General features: G+C 68.8%; 27 protein-coding genes and 1 tRNA gene. 12 read left to right on the forward strand and 16 right to left on the reverse strand.

Annotation, left to right across the window (positions count from 1 at the left end):
- From BIU99_RS19650 to BIU99_RS02835, 3 genes are all read right to left on the reverse strand, one after another.
- On the reverse strand, positions 1–558 hold a 558-nt coding region (locus tag BIU99_RS19650; RefSeq protein ID WP_139205329.1), incomplete at its 3' end, for a chaplin family protein.
- Between the two features lie 110 nt (positions 559–668).
- Positions 669–1,535, reverse strand: a complete 867-nt coding sequence (locus BIU99_RS02830) for a hypothetical protein (RefSeq protein WP_071259384.1) — start codon at positions 1,533–1,535, stop codon at positions 669–671.
- A 162-nt stretch (positions 1,536–1,697) separates the two neighbouring features.
- Positions 1,698–2,447, reverse strand: a complete 750-nt coding sequence (locus BIU99_RS02835; RefSeq protein ID WP_071259385.1) for a phosphoglyceromutase — start codon at positions 2,445–2,447, stop codon at positions 1,698–1,700.
- A 71-nt stretch (positions 2,448–2,518) separates the two neighbouring features.
- On the opposite strand from BIU99_RS02835, the gene BIU99_RS02840 reads away from it, so the two are divergent.
- Entirely contained in the window at positions 2,519–3,343 is an 825-nt protein-coding gene (locus BIU99_RS02840; RefSeq protein WP_071259386.1) for a class I SAM-dependent methyltransferase, read from the forward strand.
- 19 nt (positions 3,344–3,362) lie between these two features.
- On the opposite strand, the gene BIU99_RS02845 is transcribed toward BIU99_RS02840, so the two are convergent.
- From BIU99_RS02845 to BIU99_RS02860, 4 genes are all read right to left on the reverse strand, one after another.
- The gene (locus BIU99_RS02845; RefSeq protein WP_064296599.1) at positions 3,363–4,487 is read right to left on the reverse strand and encodes an FUSC family protein; all 1,125 of its coding nucleotides are present in this window, start codon (positions 4,485–4,487) and stop codon (positions 3,363–3,365) included.
- A gap of 5 nt (positions 4,488–4,492) precedes the next feature.
- Positions 4,493–5,659: a folate-binding protein YgfZ gene (locus BIU99_RS02850; protein ID WP_064296600.1), complete on the reverse strand. Its 1,167-nt coding sequence runs from the start codon at positions 5,657–5,659 to the stop codon at positions 4,493–4,495.
- A 1-nt stretch (position 5,660) separates the two neighbouring features.
- Positions 5,661–6,365, reverse strand: a complete 705-nt coding sequence (locus tag BIU99_RS02855) for an FABP family protein (RefSeq protein ID WP_071259388.1) — start codon at positions 6,363–6,365, stop codon at positions 5,661–5,663.
- 133 nt (positions 6,366–6,498) lie between these two features.
- A complete protein-coding gene (locus BIU99_RS02860; RefSeq protein WP_064296602.1) occupies positions 6,499–6,789 on the reverse strand; it encodes a hypothetical protein in 291 nt (96 codons plus the stop codon).
- Between the two features lie 110 nt (positions 6,790–6,899).
- On the opposite strand from BIU99_RS02860, the gene BIU99_RS02865 reads away from it, so the two are divergent.
- The 8 genes from BIU99_RS02865 (at position 6,900) to pstB (ending at position 16,002) form a co-directional block, all read left to right on the forward strand.
- Positions 6,900–7,589 carry a response regulator transcription factor gene (locus BIU99_RS02865; RefSeq protein ID WP_175484342.1) on the forward strand — a complete coding sequence of 230 codons (690 nt, stop codon included), beginning with the start codon at positions 6,900–6,902 and terminating at the stop codon, positions 7,587–7,589.
- Positions 7,561–8,466 (forward strand): mycothiol synthase, encoded by a 906-nt coding sequence (gene mshD, locus BIU99_RS02870; RefSeq protein ID WP_071259396.1) that lies wholly within the window; start codon positions 7,561–7,563, stop codon positions 8,464–8,466. The genes BIU99_RS02865 and mshD overlap by 29 nt, the downstream gene beginning before the upstream one ends.
- A 90-nt stretch (positions 8,467–8,556) precedes the next feature.
- Entirely contained in the window at positions 8,557–10,752 is a 2,196-nt protein-coding gene (locus BIU99_RS02875) for an RNA degradosome polyphosphate kinase (RefSeq protein WP_064296605.1), read from the forward strand.
- Between the two features lie 52 nt (positions 10,753–10,804).
- Positions 10,805–11,743, forward strand: a complete 939-nt coding sequence (locus BIU99_RS02880; protein WP_064296606.1) for an NUDIX domain-containing protein — start codon at positions 10,805–10,807, stop codon at positions 11,741–11,743.
- 192 nt (positions 11,744–11,935) lie between these two features.
- The gene (pstS, locus tag BIU99_RS02885; protein ID WP_082916232.1) at positions 11,936–13,027 is read left to right on the forward strand and encodes a phosphate ABC transporter substrate-binding protein PstS; all 1,092 of its coding nucleotides are present in this window, start codon (positions 11,936–11,938) and stop codon (positions 13,025–13,027) included.
- A gap of 130 nt (positions 13,028–13,157) precedes the next feature.
- Complete coding sequence (gene pstC / locus BIU99_RS02890; RefSeq protein ID WP_064296608.1) at positions 13,158–14,102, forward strand: phosphate ABC transporter permease subunit PstC; 945 nt, start codon at positions 13,158–13,160, stop codon at positions 14,100–14,102.
- Positions 14,102–15,202, forward strand: a complete 1,101-nt coding sequence (pstA, locus tag BIU99_RS02895) for a phosphate ABC transporter permease PstA (RefSeq protein WP_071259399.1) — start codon at positions 14,102–14,104, stop codon at positions 15,200–15,202. Before pstC ends, pstA begins: the two co-directional genes overlap by 1 nt.
- A gap of 20 nt (positions 15,203–15,222) precedes the next feature.
- Positions 15,223–16,002 (forward strand): phosphate ABC transporter ATP-binding protein PstB, encoded by a 780-nt coding sequence (gene pstB / locus BIU99_RS02900; protein ID WP_056007815.1) that lies wholly within the window; start codon positions 15,223–15,225, stop codon positions 16,000–16,002.
- 126 nt (positions 16,003–16,128) lie between these two features.
- Here the strand turns inward: pstB and BIU99_RS02905 are convergent, their stop codons facing one another.
- The 3 genes from BIU99_RS02905 to BIU99_RS02915 form a co-directional block, all read right to left on the reverse strand.
- Entirely contained in the window at positions 16,129–16,977 is an 849-nt protein-coding gene (locus BIU99_RS02905) for an anti-sigma factor domain-containing protein (RefSeq protein WP_071259402.1), read from the reverse strand.
- Entirely contained in the window at positions 16,974–17,564 is a 591-nt protein-coding gene (gene sigK / locus BIU99_RS02910; RefSeq protein ID WP_254773558.1) for an ECF RNA polymerase sigma factor SigK, read from the reverse strand. Before sigK ends, BIU99_RS02905 begins: the two co-directional genes overlap by 4 nt.
- Before the next feature lie 348 nt (positions 17,565–17,912).
- The gene (locus BIU99_RS02915) at positions 17,913–18,542 is read right to left on the reverse strand and encodes a hypothetical protein (protein ID WP_064296611.1); all 630 of its coding nucleotides are present in this window, start codon (positions 18,540–18,542) and stop codon (positions 17,913–17,915) included.
- A gap of 129 nt (positions 18,543–18,671) precedes the next feature.
- Here BIU99_RS02915 and BIU99_RS02920 point away from each other — a divergent pair.
- Positions 18,672–18,747: transfer RNA gene (locus tag BIU99_RS02920), tRNA-Lys, on the forward strand.
- Between the two features lie 68 nt (positions 18,748–18,815).
- Here BIU99_RS02920 and BIU99_RS02925 read toward each other — a convergent pair.
- The 3 genes from BIU99_RS02925 to BIU99_RS02935 all read right to left on the reverse strand — a co-directional run bounded on the left by BIU99_RS02925 (position 18,816) and on the right by BIU99_RS02935 (position 21,228).
- Complete coding sequence (locus tag BIU99_RS02925; protein WP_071259404.1) at positions 18,816–19,508, reverse strand: ScbR family autoregulator-binding transcription factor; 693 nt, start codon at positions 19,506–19,508, stop codon at positions 18,816–18,818.
- 300 nt (positions 19,509–19,808) lie between these two features.
- The gene (locus tag BIU99_RS02930; RefSeq protein WP_083397173.1) at positions 19,809–20,612 is read right to left on the reverse strand and encodes a hypothetical protein; all 804 of its coding nucleotides are present in this window, start codon (positions 20,610–20,612) and stop codon (positions 19,809–19,811) included.
- Positions 20,613–20,616: 4 nt separating this feature from the next.
- The gene (locus BIU99_RS02935; protein WP_071259406.1) at positions 20,617–21,228 is read right to left on the reverse strand and encodes a TetR/AcrR family transcriptional regulator; all 612 of its coding nucleotides are present in this window, start codon (positions 21,226–21,228) and stop codon (positions 20,617–20,619) included.
- 106 nt (positions 21,229–21,334) lie between these two features.
- Between BIU99_RS02935 and BIU99_RS02940 the strand changes: the two genes are divergently transcribed.
- Positions 21,335–22,831 carry an MFS transporter gene (locus BIU99_RS02940; protein ID WP_071259407.1) on the forward strand — a complete coding sequence of 499 codons (1,497 nt, stop codon included), beginning with the start codon at positions 21,335–21,337 and terminating at the stop codon, positions 22,829–22,831.
- Between the two features lie 81 nt (positions 22,832–22,912).
- Here BIU99_RS02940 and BIU99_RS02945 read toward each other — a convergent pair whose 3' ends face one another.
- Positions 22,913–23,269 (reverse strand): DUF2200 domain-containing protein, encoded by a 357-nt coding sequence (locus tag BIU99_RS02945; RefSeq protein WP_071259410.1) that lies wholly within the window; start codon positions 23,267–23,269, stop codon positions 22,913–22,915.
- A gap of 117 nt (positions 23,270–23,386) precedes the next feature.
- On the opposite strand from BIU99_RS02945, the gene BIU99_RS02950 reads away from it, so the two are divergent.
- On the forward strand, positions 23,387–24,490 hold the full coding sequence (locus BIU99_RS02950; RefSeq protein ID WP_175484343.1) for a CPBP family intramembrane glutamic endopeptidase: 1,104 nt from the start codon (positions 23,387–23,389) through the stop codon (positions 24,488–24,490).
- Here the strand turns inward: BIU99_RS02950 and BIU99_RS02955 are convergent.
- Positions 24,432–24,947, reverse strand: coding sequence for a YbaK/EbsC family protein (locus tag BIU99_RS02955; protein WP_071259414.1), 516 nt, complete (start codon positions 24,945–24,947; stop codon positions 24,432–24,434). The two genes, BIU99_RS02950 and BIU99_RS02955, sit on opposite strands and share 59 nt — an antisense overlap.
- Before the next feature lie 76 nt (positions 24,948–25,023).
- A complete protein-coding gene (locus BIU99_RS02960; protein WP_071259415.1) occupies positions 25,024–25,836 on the reverse strand; it encodes a DeoR/GlpR family DNA-binding transcription regulator in 813 nt (270 codons plus the stop codon).
- Positions 25,837–25,865: the final 29 nt, after the last annotated feature.

Here is a 25,865-nt window from a genome sequence, read left to right on the forward strand (position 1 = left end):
CCCACCGACCGTGACCGGAACGGTCACCACCGGAGACACCTGGTTCCCACCGGCGACACTGTCGTCACCGGACGTGGTGGCCTCGTCGGTGACCGGCGAGGCGGACTCCCCCGCCGCCGGTCCGGACGTCGAACCCGACTGCTCGGCATCGCCGATGATCGAGATCGCGTTGTCCTCGACCGTCACCGGGATGGAGACGGGCAGCTGGACCTGGTTCCCGCCCGCGACACTGTCGTCACCACTGGTGGTGGCGGCCGGGGCCGGCTCCGGTGCGGGCTCCGGTGCTGGTGCGGGCTCCGGTGCTGGTGCGGGCTCCGGTGCGGGTGCCGGCTCAGGCGCGGGTGCCGCCTCCGGTGCGGACGTCGCCGACGAATCGCCGACGACGCTCACCGCGGTGTCGACGATCTCGACGGGGGCCTCGAGGACCACGTCGACGAGGGTTCCGCCGAGGATGCTGTCGTCCCCGGACGTGTCGGCGTTGGCCGCCGTAGCGCCGAGGAACGTGAGTCCCGCGACGAACAGGCCACAGTAGAGGCCTTTCTTGACATACGAATTCATGATTCCTGCTCCTTGCAGAGTGACTGATGTGCTCCCGTGGTCGGGAGGCTTCGGACCGTTGAACCGCCCAGTGGGCGGGCCTCCGCCGCGAACGGCAGAGTGATCCGGGGTCAGTCAGGAGAGGTATCGGAGGGGAACGTGGGTGAAGCCGGGAGGTCTTCGTCTCGCGCGGGTCCGCGACGGTCGTCGCCGGGCGCAGGGAGGATGACGGAGATCGACTGTTCGGCCGCTGCGGGACCGCCGACGGCACCACCGGAGCCGGAGGATCCGGAGCCACTCGGCGTGAAGGCCCAGCGGCCGTCGGCGTCCGGCAGCAGCGGAAGGTTCGCAGGAGTGGCGGGGAGACTGGACGATCCGACGGCGGCGGCGGGCACGGCCGTGGTGAACGACGTGTCTTCGTGATCCTGGCCGCCCGACACGAGCGTCGAGTCGCGCTCCTGGACGGACGGCGGTCCGAGGACCGTCGTCGGGAGGACCGCGCCGACGGCGGTCGAGTCCGTGGCCGACACGTCCTCTGCCGGGCCCTGCGGAAGCGCTGGGACGACCGGATCGACGATCGGCGTACTGGGGACCGGGACCGCGGCGACGACGTCGGCGACGCCGGTCAACGTCTGGTCGACTGTTTGCACGACCGGATCGACGATCGCGGCGACGGGTGCTGTGCCGACGGTCTCCTCGACGACGTCGTTCACGACCGGTACCGCTGCGACGGTCTCGTCGACGACGTCGACCACCGGTTCGAGCACGGTGGTGTCGACGACGTCGACGACCTCGACGACAGCACTGACGGGGTGTTCGAGCGAGCCGACGACCTCGGTCACCGCGCCCAAGAGCGACGGATCGGTGGCACCGTCGTCGGCATGCGCGGAGGACGGCGACCCGAAGAGGGCTATCGCCGTGAACGCCGCGGCGGCGAAGCCACCGAGCGCCAGGGCGCGCCACAGGGGGAAACGGGTGCCGTCGGTCGACTGCTCCATGCGTATCCCCCCAATCGGGTTACAGTGCAGTCACTGTACGCCCAACCCCGAGGCGGTTCAACCCCTTTTTTGCGACATGGAAAACCCCGGTCAGGAGGACGTTCGGCGACGATGTCGCCAAGCCGTGCTCCCGACCGGGGTGGTGGTTTGGTGGGGTTTCCGCTACTTCTTCCCCTGCGCCGCGACGGCGGCGGCGCCTGCTGCCGCGGCCTCGGGATCGAGGTAGCGAGCCGGGGCGACCGGACGGAAGTCCGCGTCGAGCTCGTAGACGAGCGGGATACCGGTGGGGATGTTCAGCTCGGCGATCTCGTCGTCCGAGATGTCGTCGAGGTGCTTCACGAGGGCGCGGAGCGAGTTGCCGTGCGCCGTCACGAGGACGGTCCTGCCGGCAGCCAGGTCGACCGTGATGTCGGACTCCCAGTAGGGCAGCATCCGGTCGATGACGTCCTTCAGGCACTCGGTGCGGGGCAGTTCGCCGTCGATCCCGACATACCGGGGGTCGTCGGCCTGCGACCACTCGTCGTCATCGGCGATCGGCGGCGGCGGCACGTCGAAGGAACGACGCCAGGTCTGGAACTGCTCCGGACCGTACTCGGCGAGCGTCTGCGCCTTGTCCTTGCCCTGCAGCGCTCCGTAGTGACGCTCGTTGAGGCGCCAGCTGCGCTTGACCGGGATCCACATGCGGTCGGCGGTCTCGAGGGCGAGGTTCGCCGTCTGGATCGCGCGGGAGAGGACCGAGGTGTACAGCACGTCCGGGGTGATGCCGGAGTCGGCGAGCAGCTCGCCCGCACGCTTGGCCTCGGTGACGCCGAGTTCGCTGAGTCGGACGTCGACCCAACCGGTGAACAGGTTCTTCTGATTCCAGTCGCTGTTGCCGTGGCGCAGCAGGACGAGGGTGTAAGTCTCAGGCATGCCCCCAGCATACCGACGGCGCATGACCGCGAGGTGGACGATGACCCCGCTCCGTGAGGGAGAATGGGTCCATGCCCGTCGGATCGATCACCCGCGGGACGACGGGTACGAACCGGCTCCGGCGGGTGGACCGCTGGATCGCGATCCACCCCTCGCTCAGACGGACGACGAACCCGCTGGTGGTGGACCTCGGCTACGGCGCGAGCGGCGTCACGGCGTTCGAACTGCACGACCGACTGCTCGCCGTACGACCCGACGTACGGGTCATCGGATTCGAGATCGAGCCGGGGCGCGTCCGCACCGCCGACGCGCAGCTGCGGCAGGTGCGAGCGGGCACGACCCGGTTCATGCCGACGGCTGCGGTCTCCTTCGCGCGCGGCGGGTTCGAGGTGCCGACCGGCGACGACCGCCCCACGGTGATCCGGGCGTTCAACGTGCTCCGGCAGTACGACGAAGTCGAGGTCGCGGGGGCCTGGCGCCTCATGGCGTCGCGGCTGCAGCCCGGCGGTGTGCTCGTCGAAGGGACGTGCGACGAGATCGGACGGGTGTCCAGCTGGATCGCGCTCGACGACCAGGGGCGTGCTGAGTCGTTCTCCATCAGTCTGCGACTCGCCGAGCTCGAGCTGCCGTCCATCGTGGCCGAACGACTGCCGAAGGCGCTGATCCACCACAACGTGCCGGGCGAACGGGTCCATGCGCTCATGACGGACCTCGACCGCGCCTGGCGGATGCACGCACCCCTGGCGGTCTACAGCCCGGTCCAGCGCTGGTTGGCGACCGTCGGGACGCTCCGGGACAGCGGGTGGCCGGTGCTGGCCGGCCGCAGCCGCTGGCGCCTCGGCGAGCTGACACTGCCGTGGTCGGCTGTCGCCTCGAATCCCTCCCCGACGGACTGAGTGTCGGGGAACGCAGCCGTCAGAGCGAGGGCAGCGCCGCCTGCGCCTCCGGCGTCGGCAGCCCCGTCGCCGTGAGCAGGTCGACGAGGTACGGCCGGAGCACGAGCACGAGCGCCTGCTCGGAGACCGAGGCGTCGGGGAGGACGGCGACCGGCTCGAGGTGCTTCGCGATCTCCAGCAGGGACTGCCTCGCGACCGGCTGCTGGGCGATGTCACCGATCGACTGCGACAGGATGCCGAGCGCGACGGAGGTGCGCGCGAGCAGGTCCGCGAGCTCGGGACGGCTCGTAGCGTCGCGCGACACGTAGTCGATGCGCCGGGCGATCACCCGGAGGTTGCGGGTCGCGAGGTCCATGCCGTCGAGCATGGTCCGCTGCCGTTCCAGGTCGAACACCGCCTTGCGGAGGAACGGCGAGATGCGCGCGATGGCGAGTCCTGAGTCGAGGGTTCCGCGCCACGCGTCCAGGGCCGGCTGGGTGGCCCTCGCCCGTGCGAGCGCGCGGTCCGCCTCCTCGAGGTCGCCGAGACGGAGGGCGGCGACGAGCGAGGCGAGGGTCCGGACGTGTTCGTCGATGAGCCGCTGGCCGTCACGGCGAGCACTCCGGCGCGGGTCGCGCGGGATGAGCGCGGTCGCGAGCAGGGCGAAGACCCCGCCGATCAGACCGTCGAGGGTGCGCACGAACGGGCCCCCGTCGGGCACGGGCAGGAGCATGACGAGGACGGACTGCACCGCCGCCGCGATCGCGAACGACGCCGCCGGCGACAGGAACCGGGCGACGAGCAGCGTGAGCACGAGCGCGACCGCGAGTTGCCACGTCCCCTGACCGAAGCCGAGGAGCAGGATCTCGGCAAGCGCGATCCCGACGCTCATCCCCACAGCCGTCTCGAGCACCCGGATCGGGCGGGCGTCGCGAACGAAGCCGAGACTCGAGATCGTCACGGTCAAGGCGAGGAGTGGCACGGCGTGCCCGAGTACGTAGTGGGAGAACGCGTACGCGCCGATCGCCGTGGCGCTGACCTGCAGCACGGCCGGCACGGATCCGACCAGACGATGCCAGGCGTCGCCGAGCGCGATGCGGCGACGAACCGCAGCGGTCCATCGGTCGACCCGTACGCCCGGGTCCGAGGCGCCGTCGCTCCCCACCGGGGTCAGCGCCGGACGGCGCCGAGTCGCGGCAGCCGCGGCACGTTCGCCGTGGCCCCGGCATCCGCCGGCACGACGATCTCCTGCGACGCCGCGACGTCGATGCCGTCGGCCTCCACCGTCAGCACGGCCGCCGGATCCGCGGAGCGCTTGACGATCGCCAACGCCACCGGGCCCAACTCGTGGTGGATCGCGCTCGAGGTGATGCGTCCGACGGGTTTCCGGATCGCGTCGTCGCCGTCGCCGACGAGCACCACGTTCGAACCGGCCGGCGGCAGGACCGCGTCGGAGCCGTCGAGGAGGAGCATGACGAGACGCCGCGGCGGATGCCCGAGGTTGTGCACCTTGGCGACCGTCTCCTGACCGCGATAGCAGCCCTTGTTCAAGTGGACGGCAGAGCGCAGCCAGTCGAGCTCGTGCGGGATGCTCCGTTCGTCGACCTCGGACTGCAACCGCGGGCGCCACGCGGCGATGCGCAGGGCTTCTGCGGCCAACGAACCCGCGGCGGAGAACGCCCCCACGCGGATCTGCTGCACGAGCGACTCGAGCTGCTCGCGCGCGACGATCGTCTCGGTCCACGTCCACGCTGCACCCGGGTGCTCACCCGTCGCGTACTGATGCCCGCCGACCGCGACCTCGGACCACGGATCGTGCCAGACGAGCGGCATGCCGTTCGGCTCCGCGGCCTCGACCGTGAGACCCGCCGCCGCACCGATCACGGCGTACCGCTCGGTCACGATGGCCACCTCGACGCGCAGCATGAACCGCATCCGATCGAGCCAGGCGTGGAGGGGCGCAGCATCGTCGGCCTCGGTGACGAGCCACGTGGTCGTCCCGTCGTCGAGCAGCTTGACCGCGTGCTCGATCCGGCCGCTCTGGTCGAGGAAGAGGGTCTCCGTGGAGATGCCGGCGGACAGCGACCGCAGCTCCTGGCTCGTGATGGAGTTGAGCCAGCTCAGCCGATCAGGGCCGGTGACCGTCACGATGCCACGGTTCGACAGGTCGACGATCGCCTTCCCGCTGGCGATGAGGCGCTGCTCGATGTTCGGGCTGCCGTAATGGGAGGGGACGCCGTGGTCGACGGCGTCCGCCTGTTCGACGGCACCCGGCAGCGTGAGGAAGGGCGAGCCCGGAATCGCTTCCGGCGTGACCGCTCCGGTGGGATCGGTCACGTCAGTCGGCTTTGGCCAGGCGCGCCGAGGCGTGCGTCCGGAGATCCTGCCCCAGGGCGGCGATGTCCCAGGCCCAGAGCAGGTGGTTCTCCACGAGGCCGTACAGGCGGGTCGCGGCGGCGTACTCCTTGGCTCCAGCGGTCCGGACGACGGCGTCGGTCGCGAGGTCGATCCGCGGGCCGTCGATCTGACCGAGGTAGAGCTCGCTCACACCGTTCGGGTGGACGATCGAGACCTGTAGGGGGAAGGCGCCGGTCGACGTACGCAGCGTCTCGACCGATTGCGCCGTGCCGAACGGGCGGGGGCCCTGCCCTGGGAGCATCCCCGGCCCGGGATCGCCTTCGATCAACGGGCGCTCGAGGCGCCAGTAACCCGTCTCGGTGACGAGCGGCTCGGGCACACCGGACTCGTCGACCGGGTGCGCCTCGGGCGCGACGTCCGCAGCGGTGTCGTCCGACAGGGCGTCCTCGTCCGTGGACGAGGCCCCCTCGGCGTCACGAGGGGGCTGCTCGGGCAGGAGCCAGGTGTAGGAGTTGTAGTTCAGGTACGGCAGGCCGTCGTGGCTGAAGCTCACGCGCTGACCGAACTCGCGGGTCACGGTCTCGTCGCCGACCCGGTAGTCGATGACGCCGGTGCCCTCCCAGACGCCGATGAGCCATGACAGCGGGACCAGTTCGCTCGGCAGGCCGCTCGGGATCTCGATCATCGAGGGACCCGGACTAGCGCTGACCGCGGTACAGGTTCTTCAGCACGACCACCGCGGTGAACGCGATGGCGAGACTGGCGAGGACGAGCAAGCCGATGAAGAAGATTTCGAGAGCGAGCAGCATGGGGAAAGTCTACCCCGAGGCCAGGGCGATGAGGCCATACACGGCACCGCCGATGGCGAGGATGAGGACGGCGCCGGTGACGCTCGTCGACATCCGATCGACGAATCCCACCTTCTGCCGCGTCAACAGCTGTGCCGAGAACGCGGCCAGCGTGCAGAGGCCGAGCGTGGCCGACAGCCCGAAGAAGGTCTCCCCCGGACTCCAGAGCAGGCCGGACACGACGACACCGACGAGCGCGAGCGCCCAGATGGAGACGACGCTGATCCAGCGCAGCCGGGGGGAGAGAGTGGTTTCGCTCACGGACCCATTGTCACAGAGCGGACGCCATCCGACCACCAGCGGGCGCCCGGTGCGACGTGGGGTGCGGTCGTTCGCCTAATATGGTTCCAAACTCAGTCGGGAGGATGCGCGTGGCGCAAATTTTGGTCTTGACCTCCATGGTCGGCACCGAGGTCCTCCCATCCCTCGGGCTCCTGAGCCACCGCACCCGGCAGATCCCCGCCGACCCCGCACAACTCGTGAACGCTCCGAGTTCGGATCTCGTCCTCGTCGACGCCCGCCAGGATCTCGCGAGTGCCAAGTCACTCTGCAAGATCCTCGGTGCGTCCGGGCTGTCGGTCCCACTCCTCCTCATCCTGACCGAGGGCGGCCTCACGGCCGTCAGCGCCGACTGGGGTGTGAACGACGTCATCCTCGACTCCGCCGGGCCGGCCGAGGTCGACGCGCGGATCCGGCTCGCGATCGGCCGCGCCTCGCAGGAGCACTCGGCGAGCAAGATCCAGGCGTCCGGCGTCGTCATCGACGAGGCCAGCTACTCCGCGAAGGTCCACGGCAAGCCGCTCGACCTCACCTTCAAGGAGTTCGAACTGCTCCGCTTCTTCGCGACCCACCCCTCCCGGGTGTTCACGCGCGAGCAGTTGCTGAGCGAGGTCTGGGGCTACGACTACTTCGGCGGTACGCGAACCGTCGACGTCCACGTCCGCCGGTTGCGCGCCAAGCTCGGCGACCTCGAGCAGCTCATCGGCACCGTGCGCAACGTCGGCTACCGCTTCAACGTCTATGAGGACGATCATGCCCCGGCTGACGCTGTCGGTTCGTAACGTCGACGACGCCCGCACCCGGGACGCGCTCGAGCGCGTCGTGCGCACGGCGTCGCTCGTCGACGGCCAGCCGCCGTTCAGCGATCAGTCGCTCATCGACGCCGCGTCCGGCGCCCGGACGCTGATCCTCGCCGTCGAACCACAGGACCCGCCGGTCGACCCCGACGACTTCGCCGTCGTGGGAGCGGCCATCCTCGGACATGGCGAGCTGGAGTTCGTCGTCGAGCCCGAGTGGCGGGGCCACGGCTACGGTCGCGCCGCACTGCGCGGCGTCCTCGCCAACTGTCCCCCGCAGGTGCGCATCTGGGCACATGGCGACCACCCCGCCTCCCGGGTGCTCGCGCAGGAGTTCGGCTTCTCGCCGATCAGGACGCTGCTGCAGCTCCGCCTGACCAAGACGCCCACGAGCCGCGCGCGACCGGCCACCGCCGGGCACGCTGATGTCACGGTCGGCACGTTCCGACCGGGAATCGACGAGGAGGAGTGGCTCGAAGTCAACGCGCTCGCCTTCGCCGACCACCCCGAGCAGGGACGCATGACCCTCGACGATCTCCGCGCCCGGGAGGCCGAGTCCTGGTTCGACGCCGACGACTTCCTGCTCGCACGAGGCTCCGACGGCGACCTCCTCGGGTTCATCTGGTTGAAGGTCGAGGACACGGTCGGCGAGGTCTACGCGGTCGGCGTGCACCCGGCGGCCAGTGGCCGAGGGCTCGGGCGGCTCCTGATGGAGGCCGGCCTGGCCCGCCTGCGGGATCGACGGGTGGAGGCGGTCACGCTCTACGTCGAAGCCGACAACCTCCCCGCGGTGTCGCTGTACCGATCGCTCGGATTCACCGACCACACCATCGACGTGCAGTACGCGAGAACCGACGCCTGATCCCCTCCACAGCGGTGTGGCACTGCGGCATTTACACAGTGTTCACCGCAGTCGTCGCGACCACCCCCGCCACGGTGTCATGATGAAGGCATGCCAGCAGACCCAACCGTGCTCGATGTCGGCCTCGATGGAGACGAAGAGGACTTCGACCCCGCCTTCGAGCGGAACGATCCCGCGCTGCCCGAACACCGCTACCTCGACCGCGAACTCAGCTGGCTCGCCTTCAACCAGCGTGTGCTCGAGCTCGCCGAAGACCCCGCGCTACCCGTCCTCGAACGCGCCAACTTCCTCGCGATCTTCGCCTCGAACCTCGACGAGTTCTTCATGGTGCGGGTCGCCGGCCTGAAGCGCCGCATCCTCACGGGCCTGGCGGTCCCGACCAACGTCGGCAACGCTCCGGCCGACGTCCTGTCCGAGATCTCGCAGCAGGCGCACGTCCTGCAGGAACGGCATGCCCGCGCCTGGCACGACCTCGTCCGCCCCGACCTCGCCGAACGCGGTGTCACGGTCGTCACCTGGGACTCACTCGACGCAGCCGACCGCGAGTACCTCAGCGAATACTTCAGCAACCAGGTCTTCCCGGTGCTCATGCCGCTCGCGGTGGACCCGGCCCACCCGTTCCCCTACATCTCCGGCCTCTCGTTGAACCTCGCGGTCCGAGTGCGGAACACCCGGACCGGGCGCGAGGAGTTCGCCCGGCTCAAGGTCCCGCAGATGATGCCGCGCTTCGTCCGCGTCGGTCCGGCGGAGCGCCGTTCCGCGTCTCTGGACACCGCCCCCAGCGTGCGCTACATCGCCCTCGAGGAGGTCATCGCCAACCACCTCGGCCACCTCTTCCCCGGCATGGAGATCGTCGACCACCACGTCTTCCGCGTCACACGCAACGAGGACATGGTGATCGAGGAGGACGAGACCGAGAACCTCATCCAGGCCCTCGAGAAGGAGCTGCTGCGCCGCCGGTTCGGGCCGCCCATCCGGCTCGAGATCACCGACGACATGGACGACGTCACCCTCGGACTCCTCGTCCGCGAACTCGACATCACCGAGCAGGAGGTCTACCGCCTGCCATCGCCGCTCGACCTCGGCGGCCTCTTCAGCCTCGCCGGCATCGACCGTCCGGACCTCCAGTACCCGAAGCGGGTACCGACCACGGCGCTGCAGTTCCAGCCCGACGAACCGAACGGCAAGCCCGACCTCTTCCGGTCGATCGCCCGTGAGGACGTCCTGGTCCACCACCCGTACGAGTCCTTCGCGACGAGCGTGCAGGCGTTCATCGAGCAGGCCGCCGCCGACCCGCACGTGCTCGCGATCAAGCAGACCCTGTACCGGACCTCGGGCGACAGCCCCATCGTCGAAGCACTCATCGACGCGGCGGAGGCCGGCAAGCAGGTCCTCGCGCTGGTCGAGATCAAGGCCCGGTTCGACGAGCAGAACAACATCTCCTGGGCCAGGAAGCTCGAGAAGGCCGGCGTCCACGTGGTCTACGGCCTCGTCGGGCTGAAGACGCACTGCAAGCTCGCGCTCGTCGTCCGACAGGAGCGCGGGGTCCTGCGCCACTACAGCCACATCGGCACGGGCAACTACAACCCGAAGACGAGCCGCATCTACGAGGACCTCGGTCTCTTCACGGCCGACGACCAGGTCGGTAAGGATCTCACCCGCCTCTTCAACGAGCTGTCCGGCTACGCGATCGAGAAGAAGTTCAAGCGCCTCCTGGTCGCGCCGCGCCACCTGCGCAAGGGCCTCCTCAAGCATATCGAGCAGGAGCGCACGAACGCCGAGGAGGGCAAGCCGTCCGGGATCCGCATCAAGGTCAACTCGATGGTGGACGAGGCGATCATCGACGCGCTCTACCGGGCCAGCCAGGCGGGGGTCCCGGTCGACCTGTGGGTCCGCGGGATCTGCGCGCTGAAGCCCGGCCAGCCGGGGATGAGCGAGACGATCCGCGTGCGCTCCATCCTCGGGCGCTACCTCGAACACTCTCGCATCTTCTCGTTCCACAACGACGGCGACCCGCACGTGTTCATCGGCAGTGCCGACATGATGCACCGCAACCTCGACCGCCGCGTCGAGGCGCTCGTCAGGCTCACCGACCCGAAGCACCTCGAGGCGACCGCCGCGATGTTCGAGCAGGCACTCGACGAGCAGACGTCGTCGTGGTGGCTCGACGCCGACGGCGTCTGGACGCGCCACGCGGTCGACGCTGACGGACGACCGCTCACGGATCTGCAAGACTCCCTCATGCTCGAGACCGCGGCCCGCCGCCGGCCGAGGAACCGTCGCTGACGACTTCGCACCGCGACCCACCCGAGCACCACGACACGACGAGGCAGTGACTATGACGACGACGGCAATCTACGCAGCCGGTGCCGTGTGCTGGCGCCTCATCGACGGCAAGGTCCACCTCCTCGTCATCCACCGGACGGTGTACGGCGACGTCACGATCCCCAAGGGCAAGGTCGATCCCGGGGAGACGCTCGCGCAGACGGCCGTGCGGGAGATCAAAGAGGAGACCGGCCTGAGCGTCCACCTCGGTGTGCCGCTCGGCGTCTCCACGTACCCCCTGTCGAGCGGTCGCGAGAAGATCGTCCACTACTGGTCCGCGGAGGTCACCGACCAGGCCGTCCGCGAGAGCACGTTCATCCCGAACGGCGAGGTCGCAGCTCTGGAGTGGGTCACCGTCAAACGGGCACGGAGCTACCTCAGCTACGAGCGCGACGTGGAGATCCTCGACGCCTTCGCCGCGCTGGTCGACGAAGGTGTCACGGCGACCTTCGCCCTCATCGCGATGCGCCACGGGAAGGCCACGTCGCCCTCCGAATGGTCCGGAGAGGACGCGACCAGGCCGCTGGCGCCGCGCGGGGTCAAGCAGGCCGCGGGGAACGTCCCGACCCTGCTGGCCTTCGGCCCCCGCAAGATCGTGACGAGCACGGCCGTGCGCTGCGTCAGCACCGTCAGCCCGATCGCCGCGGCCGCGGGTATCGAGCCCAAACGCTCCGACCTCATCAGCCAGGACGCCTACGAGCGGGGCGAATCCGACGTCCGCCGGGTCGTCGGTCGCCGTGTCCGGGCGCTCAAGACGGCGATCCTCTGCAGCCACGGGCCGGTCCTCCCCGAGATCCTGCACGAGATCGCGCTCGCCACCGGGTCCACCCGAGGCTCCTACCTCGGGAGCGCCGCCGCACTCGAGACCGGGGCGTTCTCCATCGTGCACCTCTCCCGGACGAATCCGAGCTCCGGCATCATCGCGATCGAGACGCACGAACCCCGCGTCTGACCCATCCGATCGCCCCCCTGAACAGGGGCCGTTCGTGGTGCGTTCGCGGCGTCGCCACGTCGGACGCCATGAACCCGTCGATATCCGTTCACCCGTTGTTTACCATCACGGGGGATGCTCGTCATGCCGCATGGTTAGCGTCACTGACGAGCCAGCACCGGCTCGCACCCACACCAATGAATGGACATCCCTGTGAAGTTCTCACGTTTCGGCCGCGTCGCGGTCGTAGCAGCAGTCGCAGCCGTCGCACTGACCTCCTGTGCGGCCAACGAAGGCGGCGCCACAGCCACGAGCGCAGCCGCCAGCGACCTCAAGGGCAGCCTGGCCGGTAGCGGCGCATCGTCGCAGGGCAGCGCCCAGGAAGCCTGGGTCGCCGCCTTCCAGACGGCCAACCCGGACGTCACCATTAACTACTCCCCCGACGGCTCCGGCGCCGGCCGCAAGGCGTTCATCGCCGGCGGCGTGCAGTTCGCCGGTTCCGACTCGGCGCTGTCCGACGAGGAGCTCACGAGCACCTTCGCCGCATGCGCCGCGGACACCAAGGCGATCGACCTCCCGGTCTACATCTCCCCGATCGCGGTCATCTTCAACATCGAGGGTGTCGACGAGCTCAACCTCGACGCCTCGACCATCGCGAAGATCTTCGCGGGTCAGATCACCAGCTGGGACGACCCGGCGATCGTCGCTCTGAACCCCGACGCGAAGCTCCCCTCCACGGCCATCACCGCCGTCCACCGTTCGGACGACTCGGGTACGACGAAGAACTTCGCCGACTACCTGGGCAAGAACGCGCCCGACGTCTGGACCGCTGAGCCGGCCGACACCTTCCCGTTCCAGTCGGGTGAGGGCGCCAAGGGCACCTCCGGTGTCGTCGACACCGTCAAGGGTGGCACCGGCACCATCGGCTACGCCGACGCGTCGAAGGCCGGCGACCTCGGTGTCGCGAAGATCAAGGTCGGCGACGAGTTCGTCGAGTACAGCGCCGAGGGTGCTGCCGCCGTCGTCGAGGGCTCGCCGCTCGTCGAAGGCCGCGAGGCGAACGACATCGCCATCAAGCTCGACCGCGAGACCACGGACGCGACCCACTACCCGATCGTGCTCGTGAGCTACCTCATCGCCTGCCAGGAGTACGCCGACCCGAAGGTCGCCGACCTCGTCAAGGCATACGCCGGCTACATCGCCAGCGACGCCGGCCAGGAAGAGGCTGCGAAGTCGGCCGGTGCTGCGCCGCTCTCCGCCGACCTCGCCAAGAAGGTCCAGGACGCGATCGCGACCATCAAGTAGTCCAACGGTCGAGCGTGCCGGGCCCTGCCCGGCACGCTCGACCTGCGTCACCAACACTCGCAACACCCGCAGTAGCCGCTCCCCGAGTCCGTCGAGGGGCACCACCATCGCATCGAGAGAACGGGAACCCATGGCTGTCGAGGCCCTAGCTGCGAGACCCAAAGCCAAGCAACGAGTCGGCGACCGCGTCTTCTCGACGCTCTCCCTCGTCTCCGGATCGCTCATCCTCGTCATCCTGGCGGCGGTCGCGATCTTCCTCATCGTCCAGGCGTTCCCGGCCCTCACGGCCGACTCCTCGTCGTTCACCGGTGCTCCGACGAGCTTCTGGGCCTACGTCGGCCCCTTCGTCTTCGGAACCATCTGGGCGGCCATCCTCGCCCTCGCGATCGCCGTGCCGCTCTCGCTCGGGATCGCGCTCTTCATCACCCACTACGCGCCGCGACGACTCGCGGTCGCCCTCGGCTACGTCATCGACCTCCTGGCCGCCGTGCCGTCGGTCGTCTACGGCCTCTGGGGCGCGCTCGTGCTCGCGCCGTTCGTCCAGCCCTTCTTCGCCTGGCTGTCCGAGAACCTCGGATGGATCCCGCTCTTCGGTGGCACGGTGTCCGGCACCGGTCGCACGATCCTCACCGTCGCCCTCGTGCTCGCGGTCATGATCATCCCGATCATCACGGCCATCTCCCGGGAGATCTTCCTCCAGACCCCGAAGCTCCACGAGGAGGCCGCACTCGCGCTCGGCGCGACGCGCTGGGAGATGATCCAGATGGCGGTCCTGCCGTTCGGCCGTCCCGGCATCGTGTCCGCCTCGATGCTGGGCCTCGGACGAGCGCTCGGCGAGACGATGGCTGTGGCCCTCGTGCTCTCCCCCGCCGCCGTCTACTCGTTCTTCCTGCTCACCTCGAGCAACCCGAACACCATCGCGGCGAACATCGCCCTGAACTTCCCCGAGTCCTTCGGCATCGACGTGAACAAGCTCATCGCCACCGGCCTGATCCTGTTCATCATCACCTTCGTGGTGAACTTCATCGCCAGACTCATCGTCAACCGTCGTAAAGAATTCTCGGGAGCGAACTGATGACCGCCACGACCGACCGCCGTCAGGCGTCCATCGCCACGCCGTTCTCCAACTCGCTCACCGCGGGCAAGCTGCCGAAGTTCGCTCCGCTCACCATCCTCGCGGGCAGCCTCATCGTCAGCGGAGTCATCTTCCTGCTGCTGCAGCAGTCGACCGCCGACAAGAGCTACAACGTCCCCGGGGCCGTCGTGCTCGGCGCGGCGCTCTACGCGGTCACCGTCTACGTCGCCTCACTCATGGTGGAAGGTCGCCGGAAGGCCAAGGACCGCCTGCTCACCACCCTGGTGACCGCGGCCTTCGTCGTCGCCCTCCTGCCGCTCGTCTCGGTCGCCATCACGGTGATCTCGGCCGGCGCCGCCCGGTTCGACCTCAACTACTTCTCGCTGTCGATGCGGAACGTCGTCGGTGAGGGCGGTGGCGCACTGCACGCCATCACCGGCACGCTGCTCATCACCCTGGCGACGTCGGTCATCTCCATCCCGATCGGCATCCTGACCGCCATCTACCTCGTCGAGTACGGCCGTGGACGGCTGGCACAGGGCATCACCTTCCTGGTCGACGTCATGACCGGCATCCCGTCGATCGTCGCCGGCCTGTTCGCGTTCGCCCTCCTCGCGATCTTCTTCGGCCCGGGCGTCCGGCTCGGCATCGGCGGCGCCATCGCGCTGTCGCTGCTCATGATCCCCGTCGTCGTGCGGTCGAGCGAGGAGATGCTCAAGCTCGTTCCGAACGAACTGCGCGAGGCCTCCTACGCGCTCGGTGTGCCGAAGTGGCTGACCATCCTCAAGATCGTCCTCCCGACCTCGATCGCCGGCATCATCACCGGCGTGACGCTCGCCGTCGCCCGCGTCATCGGTGAGACCGCGCCCCTCCTGATCATCGCCGGCTTCACCCAGAGCATGAACTACAACCTCTTCGACGGCCCGATGATGACCCTCCCGGTCTTCGTGTACACCCAGTACGCGAACCAGGGCACAGACGGGGCCTCCTACGTGGACCGCGCCTGGACCGGCGCGCTCGTCCTCATCCTCATCGTCATGGCGCTGAACCTCATCGCCCGACTCATCGCCAAGATCTTCGCCCCCAAGTTCGGCCGCTAGGCCGCGAGCAAAGGAACCCCGTGTCCAAGAGCATCGAAGTCAACGACCTCAACGTCTTCTACGGCAGCTTCATGGCCGTCGAGGGCGTCTCCCTCCAGATCCAGCCCCGCACGGTCACCGCGTTCATCGGCCCCTCCGGCTGTGGGAAGTCGACCTTCCTCCGCACCCTGAACCGCATGCACGAGGTGATCCCCGGCGCACGCGTCGAGGGTGAGGTCCTCATCGACGGCAACAACCTCTACGGCCCGGGCGTCGACCCGGTCCTCGTCCGTCGCCAGGTCGGCATGGTCTTCCAGCGCCCGAACCCGTTCCCGACGATGAGCATCAAGGAGAACGTGCTCGCGGGCGTCAAGCTCAACAACCGGAAGATGTCGAAGTCCGACCAGGACGCGCTCGTCGAGCGTTCGCTCCAGGGCGCCAACCTCTGGAACGAGGTGAAGGACCGCCTCGACAAGCCGGGCTCCGGCCTCTCCGGTGGTCAGCAGCAGCGTCTCTGCATCGCCCGCGCCATCGCCGTCTCCCCCGACGTCGTCCTGATGGACGAGCCCTGCTCGGCCCTCGACCCGATCTCCACGCTCGCCATCGAAGACCTCATCGAGGAGCTCAAGCAGGAGTACACGATCGTGATCGTGACGCACAACATGCAGCAGGCGAGCCGCGTCAGCGACAAGACCGCGTTCTTCAACATCGCGGGCACCGGCAAACCGGGCAAGCTCATCGAGTACGACGACACCACGACGATGTTCTCGAAGCCGTCCGTCCAGGCGACCGAGGACTACGTCTCGGGTCGCTTCGGTTGATCTGACGCCGGCATCACGACAGCCCCGCCCGGGATTCCCGGGCGGGGCTGTCGTCGTCTGCAGCACGTCCGCTAGTCTGTCGAGGTGAAGCCTGCCGACAGGCTCTCGCGGACCGGAGGGAACGGACTACGCCGTCTCGATGACCATGATCGGATCGGTGGTGGGCTGCTTGGAGCCACCCTGCGGCTCGACCGTCACGCCGACCTTGTCCCCCGCACTCATGGCGCCGTCGAGGACACGCCAGGTGGTGCCGTTCGCTGCCGAGAAGGTGCCGGCCGAGACCGGGCCTCCCTCGCCGATGTACCAGAGTTCGTAGACCTTGTCCGACGGCAGGGACCCGAGTCCGTCGACGAGCAGGGCGGACTTGCCGAGCTCACCCGACCAGACGAGGGTCGCCGTCGCATCGTCCATCGACACCTTCGCGCGCTGGACGTCGGACGCCGCGTTGATCTCCGCGAGCGCGACCGTCTGCGTGAGGGATCCACCACCGAAGGTGTTCGCGAGTCCGACACCGCCGAAGATGAGGCCGACCGCTGCTGCGGCGCCGACCACCATGCCGACGACGCTGCGACGCCACCGTGAGGCGGCCTTGCGTTCCGCCGCACCGACCACCGGGGTGGTCGCTGCTGCAGCGGGCGGCGTGGTCGTCGGTGTCGAGACCGGCGTCTCGTCGACCTCCGGGACCGCGGTCGGAAGCGCCTGCACCTCGGCGACAGGAGCATCGACGGGGGCCTCAGCGGGCAGCTGCGGCAGGTTCTGGATCGCGGCCATGAGCGAGTTCTTGAGCGCTGCCGACGGCTGCACGGGAGGTGCTGCGAGGTCGAGCATGGCGACGGTCTCCTCGAATTCCGCCGCTTCCTCGCGGACGGACTCGTGTTCGGCTCGCAGGCGGTCGAACCGCTCCTGCTCGCGCGGGGTCAGGGTGTGCAGCGCGTTTCCGGCTGCCAGGTCTGTTGCATCGTCTCGCTCGGTCATGTACGCACCCCCAACTCGTCTCGAAGTCTGATCATTCCGTCTCGCAACCTGGTCTTCACCGTGCCGATCGGCACGCCGAGCAGGTTCGAGATCTCGCTGTGACTGTAGCCGCCGTAGTAGGCGAGCGAAACAGCCTCGCGTTGCAGCTCGCTCAAGCGGACGAAGGCCCGCTTGACGCGCTCGTGCTCGATCCGGATCTCGACCGTCTCCTGCACGTTGTCGACACGCTCGTCGAAGTCGCGGATGCCGATCTTGAGATCGCGGTCGCGTCCGGCCTGTGAGGCGCGCACGCGGTCGATCGCACGACGGTGGGCCATGGTGAGCACCCAGGTCGTCGCCGTGCCCTTGCCCGCCTCGAACTTCTGGGCGTTCTGCCAGACCTCCAGGAACACTTCCTGGGTGACCTCTTCGGACTGCGCGTGGTCGACGAGCACCCGCTTGACGAGTCCGAGGACCCGCGGGGCGACGTGGTCGTACAGCTCGCTGAACGCGACCTGGTCGCCGCCGGCCACTCGGATGAGGAGCGCGTCGAGCACGTTCGCCAATGACACCTGCGGTGCAGCGTCGGCTTCCGGTCCCGTGGTCACAAGTCTTAGCTTCTCACGGACACCGGCAGTTTGCGCGACGCCCACCCGAGGTCGGTTCTGCGTGTACAGTGCGGCGGTCATACACGGAGTTCGGTGCCGACCCGGGATCCGATTGGAGGAATCGACGCGATTCGACACCCCAGTTCCGGTGTCATCACGGAATGGGCGGCAGGAGGGCGAAGACCTCCGGAGAAAGCAAGTGCCAGGCCGCAGAAACGCCTCTCGGCGCAAGGCCGCTCGAAGCGGCGATTTTTGGAGCCCGGGGTTACTGCGGCCCGGCTGAATCAGTGTAGCAAGTGATCGGCGATGGATATTCCCAGGTACCGGGCCTTGACCGGACGGGTCGCATCAGTCCAGGGAGTCGGTGCGCCACAGCCGCGCGCAGCCGGCGAGTTCCTCGGCGATGGTGCCGAACCGCGCGGCTTTCGTGGTGAGTCTCGCGGCGTCTGCGGGGTCGACGGCGTCCCGGTCGTCCGCGAGGGAGGTGCAGCCGACCGCGTTGATCCGACAGAAGGAGGCCGCCCGCTCGAGGGCGATCGCGAAGTCACCGGTGTACAGGCCACGGAGGATCTGGTCGGCGAGGACGATGATCTCCTCAGGCCCGGTCGGTTCGGCCGCGCCGGCGATCACGGGGTCGACGGTGGTGATGAGCTCGGTGCCGCGCTGGAAGCTGAAGCTCGTCCCCACCGGGTCCTGCCGGATGAGCAGGCGCAGCAGGTAGATCCGCCAGAGGGCTCCTGGGAGACTCCGCGGGCTGGCGTGCGACCAGAGCTCCGCGATGGCGTCGATCCCGTGCTCGTCCGTGTACGTCACGAGGCGATCGACCACGGCAGGGTCCGGGTCCGCCCGCACCCGGGTGAGGAGTGCGACGGCCGTCTCGTGCGTGATCCTCGACACGGCCTCCGGGTCGAGACCACCCTGGATCGCTTCGAGCATCGACGGCGGCAGCTTCGTCGGACGATGGAATCCCTCGGTCATGCCTGCTCCTCCCTGCGACGCGCTTCGCGCACCCGACAACGGTACTCGTCCCAGCGGGCGATCCTCCCCCGTCGCCCGGACCCGCGCGTCAACGGGTGCCGTCGAAATCTCGTAGAGTAGAGCGCGTATGGGCCTGTAGCTCAGTTGGCAGAGCATCGGACTTTTAATCCGCGGGTCGTGGGTTCGAGCCCCACCGGGCCCACCACGGACGCGGCACTCGTGCGCCTCACCTCGGGATGCACGGTCGTCGCACGCCCATCGCCAGGTGGATCGCTAGATCGACGCGGCTGGTGGCGCCGGGCGCACATCGCCCCCAGCGCCGAAGGCGTCCTCCCGGACCTGCGTCGCCGCTGCCCGCCTCGCCTGGGGGACGATGGCGTCGATCGCGAGCCGCCACATGCGGTCGACCGACGCTGCGATGTCCGAACGGCCGACCGTGACTTGGGCGGTGAGCTGGACACCGGTGAAGAATCCGATCAGCGTGCGGGCCAGGTCCGGTGCCGACATCGAACTCTCCAGGTCGCCGGCCTGCAGCGCCAGGTCGAGCTGAGCGGCCGTCCCCGAGATCCAGTCCTCGTAGAACGCGCCGGCCGGTTGGCTCAGCGAACCCTCATCGAGCGTGAGTCTGATCCCGGCGCGGACGACCGGGTCGTTCTCGAGTTGGTCGACCATGGCGCGAGAAATGCGGATGAGCCGCTCGAGGACTCCGTCGTACTGTTCCGACACCCGTGCCATGAGCGGCATCGACCGGTCGTGCTGCTCGTGGATGACCGCGAGGGCGATCTGCTCCTTCGACTTGAAGTGGAAGTACATGGACCCCTGCGAGATCCCGGACGCCTCCGCGATCATCGACAGACTCGCGTTCCCGTAACCGATGCGGTCGAAGACGGTCGCGGCACCCTCGACGATCGCGTCCTGCGTCACCTGCCCGCGCTCCTGCGTCGGCGTTCGTCGCGTCCTCGGCATCCTGACCTCCTCGGACAGCCTGTGTTCCGACTCCGATCCATCGGCGCCGTATCCGTCGACCGTGGCCGGTCGGGGCCTCAGCCTAGAGGCTCGGAGCTCACACAGCCGACGTCTTTCTCTAACTGGTACGAACGACTTATTCGTGTCACACTGATGGAGGTGATGCCGACGCAGTCCACGCGTCAGTGGGCTGTGTGCTCGCGACAGGGGTGCGCGACGCTCATCGCCTCGACCGGTGGGTCGCGCAGGGATCGGGGGATCCAGCGCTGCGTGATCCACCCGGTCTCACACTCGATGTGATCAGCGCGCGAGCAGCTCCGGGAGGCCGATCGCCGTCGCCTCGTCAGCGAGGCTCGCGTCGATCGACACGAACGACAAGACGGTGATCGCGACCCCGACACGTGCAGCTGCTTCCAACTTGTGGTGGCCGTCGAGGACGAAATGCACAAGACCGGTGTGGGCGTCGAAGCTGTCGAACGGCTGCGTCCGGTCCAGCACGGAGACCGCGAGCACGGTCGCCGCTCCCCCGGCTCGAAGCCGCTCCTCGTACGAGGCCACGCGCTCGCGGTCGTTCCGACCGGGCTGCACCATCGGCACCAGGAACTCGAAGAGGGTCTCGTGCTCGCCGGTCGTCCGGGTCGGGCCGCGGTAGTAGCCGGTCGCCGGGTCCTCCGGCGCACCGAGGGTGGGGTCGATGCCGCGATGCACGACCTGTTCCCGCGAGAAGTAGTCGTGGTCGTCACCCGGAGTGACCAGGACGGGCTCGATGGAGAGCAGGAGCGGCAGGTAGGTCGCCTCGGGCAGGATCATCGACACGAGGTCGCGCAACGAGGGATCGTCGATCGCCGGCACGCCCTCGTCCAGATGATCGTGCAGTGCGCCTTCGGCGAGCGCCCGGGCACCCTCGTCCAGACGACGGAACAGCAGCGCGCAGGTACCGCACGGGAAGCTCAACTCGAACGCCTCTTCGCCATCGACGATGAGGTGGCGTCCGCCGGGCTCGCGGAGACCCGTGAAGTGCAGTGGGGCGTCCGGTGTCCCGAGATGGACCGGCGCCGCGTGATCGAGCAGCCCGGTTCGAGATCGGGCGGGTCCGTCGGCCATCGGGCTACTTCCGGACGGCCGGGATGATGACGCCGTCGATCACCGACACGAGGAAGTCGCGCGTGACCGGCTCCCGCAGCATGAGCACGCGATAGCTCACCATCGCCTGGCTGATCAGCGCTAGGGTCTCCACATCGGTGTCCGCCCGGATCTCCCCGCGGTCGATCGCGCGCTGCAGGAGGAAGCGGTTGACCGCCATGCGCGGCTCCACGATCGCCGCATGGACGGACTCGGTGAGCTCGGGCGCATCCGAGATCATCGACATCACTCCGGCGAATACGCGCATCTTGCGCTCACCCTCGGCGATGGACGGCGCCTTGATCATCGCGACGAGGTCGCCGCGGAGTGAACCGGTGTCGGGCAGCTTCGAGAAGTCGGGATCGATCTGCTTCATGCAGGCGACCGCGTCGATCACAAGTTCGGACTTCGACGCCCATCGGCGGTAGAGCGTCGCCTTGCCGGCCTTTGCACGTGCTGCCACCATGTCGACCGTCATCCCGGCGTAGCCCGTGTCGGCGAGGACGTCGAGCGCGGCGTCGAGGATCTCGGCGTCCCGCGTGTGATCGCGCTTCCGGCCGAGCTTCGGCGCTGCGGGTGGGGTCTCGAGCTGCGTCATCGCGGCTCACCTCCCTTTCGTCTCCGAGAACAGCATAGTTCAGGAACTCGAACGTTCAGGAACTATTCGGTTCCGAAACTGTCCAGTTCCGTATAGAGTCCTCAGCATGACTTCGAACCTCGCCGCCGGAACCCCGGCAGTCTCCTCACGCCGCTGGTGGACGCTCGTCACCGTCGGCCTCGCCCAGCTCATGGTCGTGCTCGACGCCACCGTGGTGAACATCGCGATGCCCGCCGCCCAGGCCGACCTCGGATTCTCCGACGGCGACCGCCAGTGGATCGTCACCGCCTACTCCCTCGCCTTCGGCAGCCTGCTGCTGCTCGGCGGACGCCTGTCCGACCTCATGGGTCGCAAGCGGGCGTTCATCATCGGGCTGGTCGGGTTCGCGATCGCCTCGGCCCTCGGAGGCGCCGCGGACTCGTTCGGCACCCTCGTCGCCGCGCGGGCACTCCAGGGCGTCTTCGCAGCCCTCCTCGCGCCGACCGCGCTCGCGATGCTCACGACCACCTTCACGATCCCGAAGGAGCGCGCCCGCGCGTTCGGCGTCTTCGGGGCGATCGCCGGCGCAGGTGGCGCGGTCGGTCTCCTCCTCGGCGGATTCCTCACCGAGCAGTTCGACTGGCGCTGGAACCTGTACATCAACGTCGTGATCGCCGTGGTCGCCATCGTCGGGGCGGTCCTCTTCATCACCACACCGAAGACGACCGGCCCCCGCCCCAGGCTCGACGTTCCGGGCACCGTCCTCGTCTCGGGTGCGTTGTTCAGCCTCGTCTACGGATTCGCCAACGCCGAGACCGACGGCTGGGACTCACCGCTCAGTTGGGCCTTCCTGGCCGCCGCAGCCGTGCTCCTCGTCGTGTTCGTCCTCTGGCAGCGCCGGGCCGCGCACCCGCTCCTCCCGTTGTCGATCATCCTCGACCGCAACCGCGGCGCCGCGTTCATCTCGGTCATGATCGCCGGGGCCGGGATGTTCGGCATCTTCCTCTTCGTCACCTACTACCTACAGGCCTCGCTCGGGTACTCACCGCAGCAGACGGGCTTCGCCTTCCTCCCGATGATCGCGATGCTCGTGCTCGCCGCACAGCTGGGGACCAACCTCCTCGTCCCGCGGTTCGGGCCGAAGGTCATGGTGCCGTTCGGCATGACGCTCGGGGCGATCGGCATGCTCCTCCTCACCCGACTCGACCTCGACAGCTCCTATGTCGGCAACGTCATGCCCGCGCTCATGGTGCTCGGCTTCGCGATGGGATCGATCATGCCCGCCTCGATGCAGACCGCGACGCTCGGTGTCGACCGGGCGTTCTCCGGGGTCGCCTCGGCGACGGTCAACACGAGCCAGCAGGTCGGAGGGTCGATCGGTGTGGCGCTGCTCAACACCCTCGCGGCGAGCGCCGCCACGGCGTACGTGACCGACAACGCGCCGCCCACCCCCGAGGTGCTGGCGCAGGCCGCGATCCAGAGCTACCAGACCGCGTACTTCTGGGGTGCCGGGTTCTTCGCGGTCGGTGCGGTGACGGCGGCGCTGCTGTTCCGCCGACGCAACCAGGGACTCGCCCTGCACCACGCCCCGGAGGCGTCCGCGGAGCCGGTGCTCGCGCACTGATCCGACCGGGTTCCGAGCACAGTGCCGTCGCGCACTCGCCCGGCGGCCCGGTGCGTCATCGGAGGGTCTCGCGTTCGGCCGTCAGGCGGAGGTGCGGAGGATCGAGGTCATCTTCTTCCCCTTCGCGACCTCGTCCACGAGCTTGTCCAGCTGACGGACGCGCTGCATGAGGGGGTCCTCGATCTCCTCGACGCGGATGCCGCAGATGAGGCCCGTGATGAGCGACGCATCGGGGTGCATCGCCGGCGCGTCGGCGAAGAAGGTCTCGAAGTCCGTACCGTCGGCGACCACCCGTTCGATCGCGGCGTCGTCATAGCCGGTGAGCCAGGTGATGACCTGATCCACCTCGGCCTTCGTACGGCCCTTCCGCTCCACCTTCGCGACGTAGAGCGGGTACACGCTGGCGAAGCTCGTCGTGAAGATGCGATGTCCGGCCATACCGGTCAGTCTCCCACCGTCGCGCGTTCGGGACCAGGTCGATCACTGGGTATCCGTCGCTCGTCGTCCATCGCTCGGGGGACGCGTGCTGCCGCGACGGCTGCCTACCCTGGCAGCATGACGAACCCTGGACAGGACCCGCAGACGCCTTCGCCATCACCCTCGACGACACCGGCCTCGACGCCGGCCTCGACGCCCGTCGATCCAGCAGTGCCTCAGCGGCAGCTCGCGACGTACGACCACGCCCTCCGCGCCGCACCAGCCTGGTGGCGTGGCGCACTCGCGCTCCTCCTGCTCGTCGTCGGGTTCCTGATCCTCTCGATCGCGCTCGGCGGCATCTCGCTCATCGTGGACGTGGCCACCGGGGCGTACACGCTCGACGACGTCGCGAATGGCCTCATGACGCTGACGCCGGTGACGATGCTCGCGAACAACCTGTCGCTCGCCGCGCTCATCCCGGTGTCGATGCTCATCCAGTGGGCGATCTTCGGTGTCCGTCCACGGTGGCTCTCCTCGGTGGAGGGGCGCTTCCGCTGGCACTGGCTCGGGCGTCTGGCGCTCATCATCGTCCCGGTGTGGATCGTGTACGTCGGCGCGTCCGTCCTGCTCTCCCCGCTCGAGCCCATCGTGGTCGACGGCACCATGATCGCGATGCTCGCCGTCGTGATCCTCACGACGCCGCTGCAGTCTGCCGGCGAGGAGTATGGGGCCCGCGGCCTCATCCAGCGCTCCGTCGGATCCTGGTTCAGTCGACCGATCACCGCGTTCCTCGTCGGCACCGTCGTCTCCGGCGCGGTCTTCGCCTCGGTGCACTTCGCGGGCGACCCCTGGCTCATCGCCTACTACTTCGTGTTCGGCGCCTCGATGTCCTTCGCCGCCCGCGGGACCGGCGGCCTCGAGGCTCCGGTGCTCATCCACGCGACGAACAACGTCCTCCTCCTCGTCCCCACAGCCCTCATGTCGCAGACCGACCAGGTCTTCGAACGGGGCGAGGGCGCCGGCGGACCGTTCATGCTCATCCCGATGGCGCTCTGTGTCGCGGCAGCCGTCGTAAGCACCTGGTGGGGGCGCAGGAACGGCGTGACCGCGACGGCTCCGCTGCCGCCGAGCCGGGTGACGAAGCAGCACGGGACACCGCCGGACGCCCTGGCCGCTCCAGTGGCTACGCCGACGCAGCTGCCGACGACCCCGCAGGATCCGTCGGCGGCTCCACCGCGATGACCTGCCCACCGGTCACCCGCACGAGCTCCTCGAAGGTCGTCGGGAACACCGTGTGCGCATGGCCGGCTGCGGCCCAGACCTCCGGGTAGGCGGCGAGCGCCTCGTCCACGTAGGTGCGGATCGGTTCCGGGTGACCGACGGGCGCGACACCGCCGATGACCTGTCCCGTCGCCGCCTTGACGACCTCGGCGTCAGCGCGCTTCAGCCGTCCACCGAGCCGCTCGCCCACCCAGGCGGTGTCGACACGATGGGCACCGCTCGTGAGGATCAGGGTCGGCTCGCCGTCGAGCGTGAACACGAGGGAGTTCGCGATCGCCCCGACCTCGATCCCCAGGGCCTCCGCTGCGAGCGCCGCGGTTCGAGCAGCATCGTCGAGCCAGGTGATCTCGCCCTGGGCCCCGCGATCACGCAGCGTCTGCTCGACGATGGACACGGCCGGATGCGCTCGATCACTCATGCGACCATGCTGCCGCACCGGGCCGTCGGCGCGCGAGTGCCGGGGCGCGACGCGATACGGACTGCTGGACGCGAGGTCAGTCGCCGAGCGGGACGAGCGTCACCGCGAGGCCCGCTTCCCGGAGGAGTGCGATGGTCTCGGGCGCGGCCCCGTCGTCGGTCAGGAGGGCGTCGAAAGCCTCGAGCCCGGCGATCCGGCCGAGCTGCCGCACACCGAGCTTCGAGGCGTCGGCGACCACGACCACCCGCTCGGCGGCGCGAACCATCCTGGCCTTCACCTCGGCCTCGGGCAGGTTGACGTTGGTCACGCCATGGCCTGCGTCGACACCGTTGCACCCGATGAAGGCGAGATCGGCGTGGACCTGGCCGAGCAGCGAACCGGCGAGCGGATCGACGAGCGAATGCTGGAGCGGCCGAAGCGATCCACCTGTGACGATCACCGAGAACCTCGGGATCTCCGACTCGAGTTCGAGCGCGATGGTCAGGCCGTTCGTGATGACCACGACGTCGGCGAGGTCGCGGCGAGCCTTGAGCGCGCGGGCGAGGGCGAGGCCGGTGCTGCCGACGTCGACGATCACGCTCTGACCGGAGCGCACCATCGCGGCCGCCGCCTCACCGATCCGCTGCTTCGCGTGGGCCGAGGTCGCGGTCGCGAGTTCGATCGGCGACTCGACGGCGCCGCGTCCCTGCACGGGCATCGCACCTCCGTGCACGCGGACGGCCTCGCCCTGGTCGACGAGGGTGTCGAGGTCCGTCCGGGCGGTCACCCGGGAGACGCCGAAGTCGTCGGAGATGTCGGCGACGCGCACGAAACCGCGCTCATCGAGGAGCTCGCGGATGCGGTCGCGTCGCAGTGGGGCGGGCAACTGCGTCGGCTCGTCGTCGGACATGCTTGAATCTTCGCTGACTTGCCTATACT

Source organism: Plantibacter sp. MMLR14_011 (assembly GCF_001865025.1).
GTDB lineage: Bacteria > Actinomycetota > Actinomycetes > Actinomycetales > Microbacteriaceae > Plantibacter > Plantibacter flavus_A.

Bases quoted from the DNA above. Each gene is read 5' to 3' on its own strand.
- BIU99_RS02830 (WP_071259384.1), bottom strand. From the start codon at position 1,535: ATGGAGCAGTCGACCGACGGCACCCGTTTCCCCCTGTGGCGCGCCCTG.
- BIU99_RS02835 (WP_071259385.1), bottom strand. From the start codon at position 2,447: ATGCCTGAGACTTACACCCTCGTCCTGCTGCGCCACGGCAACAGCGAC.
- BIU99_RS02840 (WP_071259386.1), top strand. From the start codon at position 2,519: ATGCCCGTCGGATCGATCACCCGCGGGACGACGGGTACGAACCGGCTC.
- BIU99_RS02855 (WP_071259388.1), bottom strand. From the start codon at position 6,365: ATGATCGAGATCCCGAGCGGCCTGCCGAGCGAACTGGTCCCGCTGTCA.
- mshD (WP_071259396.1), top strand. From the start codon at position 7,561: ATGCCCCGGCTGACGCTGTCGGTTCGTAACGTCGACGACGCCCGCACC.
- BIU99_RS02875 (WP_064296605.1), top strand. From the start codon at position 8,557: ATGCCAGCAGACCCAACCGTGCTCGATGTCGGCCTCGATGGAGACGAA.
- BIU99_RS02880 (WP_064296606.1), top strand. From the start codon at position 10,805: ATGACGACGACGGCAATCTACGCAGCCGGTGCCGTGTGCTGGCGCCTC.
- pstC (WP_064296608.1), top strand. From the start codon at position 13,158: ATGGCTGTCGAGGCCCTAGCTGCGAGACCCAAAGCCAAGCAACGAGTC.
- pstA (WP_071259399.1), top strand. From the start codon at position 14,102: ATGACCGCCACGACCGACCGCCGTCAGGCGTCCATCGCCACGCCGTTC.
- BIU99_RS02905 (WP_071259402.1), bottom strand. From the start codon at position 16,977: ATGACCGAGCGAGACGATGCAACAGACCTGGCAGCCGGAAACGCGCTG.
- BIU99_RS02915 (WP_064296611.1), bottom strand. From the start codon at position 18,542: ATGACCGAGGGATTCCATCGTCCGACGAAGCTGCCGCCGTCGATGCTC.
- BIU99_RS02925 (WP_071259404.1), bottom strand. From the start codon at position 19,508: ATGCCGAGGACGCGACGAACGCCGACGCAGGAGCGCGGGCAGGTGACG.
- BIU99_RS02930 (WP_083397173.1), bottom strand. From the start codon at position 20,612: ATGGCCGACGGACCCGCCCGATCTCGAACCGGGCTGCTCGATCACGCG.
- BIU99_RS02935 (WP_071259406.1), bottom strand. From the start codon at position 21,228: ATGACGCAGCTCGAGACCCCACCCGCAGCGCCGAAGCTCGGCCGGAAG.
- BIU99_RS02940 (WP_071259407.1), top strand. From the start codon at position 21,335: ATGACTTCGAACCTCGCCGCCGGAACCCCGGCAGTCTCCTCACGCCGC.
- BIU99_RS02945 (WP_071259410.1), bottom strand. From the start codon at position 23,269: ATGGCCGGACATCGCATCTTCACGACGAGCTTCGCCAGCGTGTACCCG.
- BIU99_RS02950 (WP_175484343.1), top strand. From the start codon at position 23,387: ATGACGAACCCTGGACAGGACCCGCAGACGCCTTCGCCATCACCCTCG.
- BIU99_RS02955 (WP_071259414.1), bottom strand. From the start codon at position 24,947: ATGAGTGATCGAGCGCATCCGGCCGTGTCCATCGTCGAGCAGACGCTG.
- BIU99_RS02960 (WP_071259415.1), bottom strand. From the start codon at position 25,836: ATGTCCGACGACGAGCCGACGCAGTTGCCCGCCCCACTGCGACGCGAC.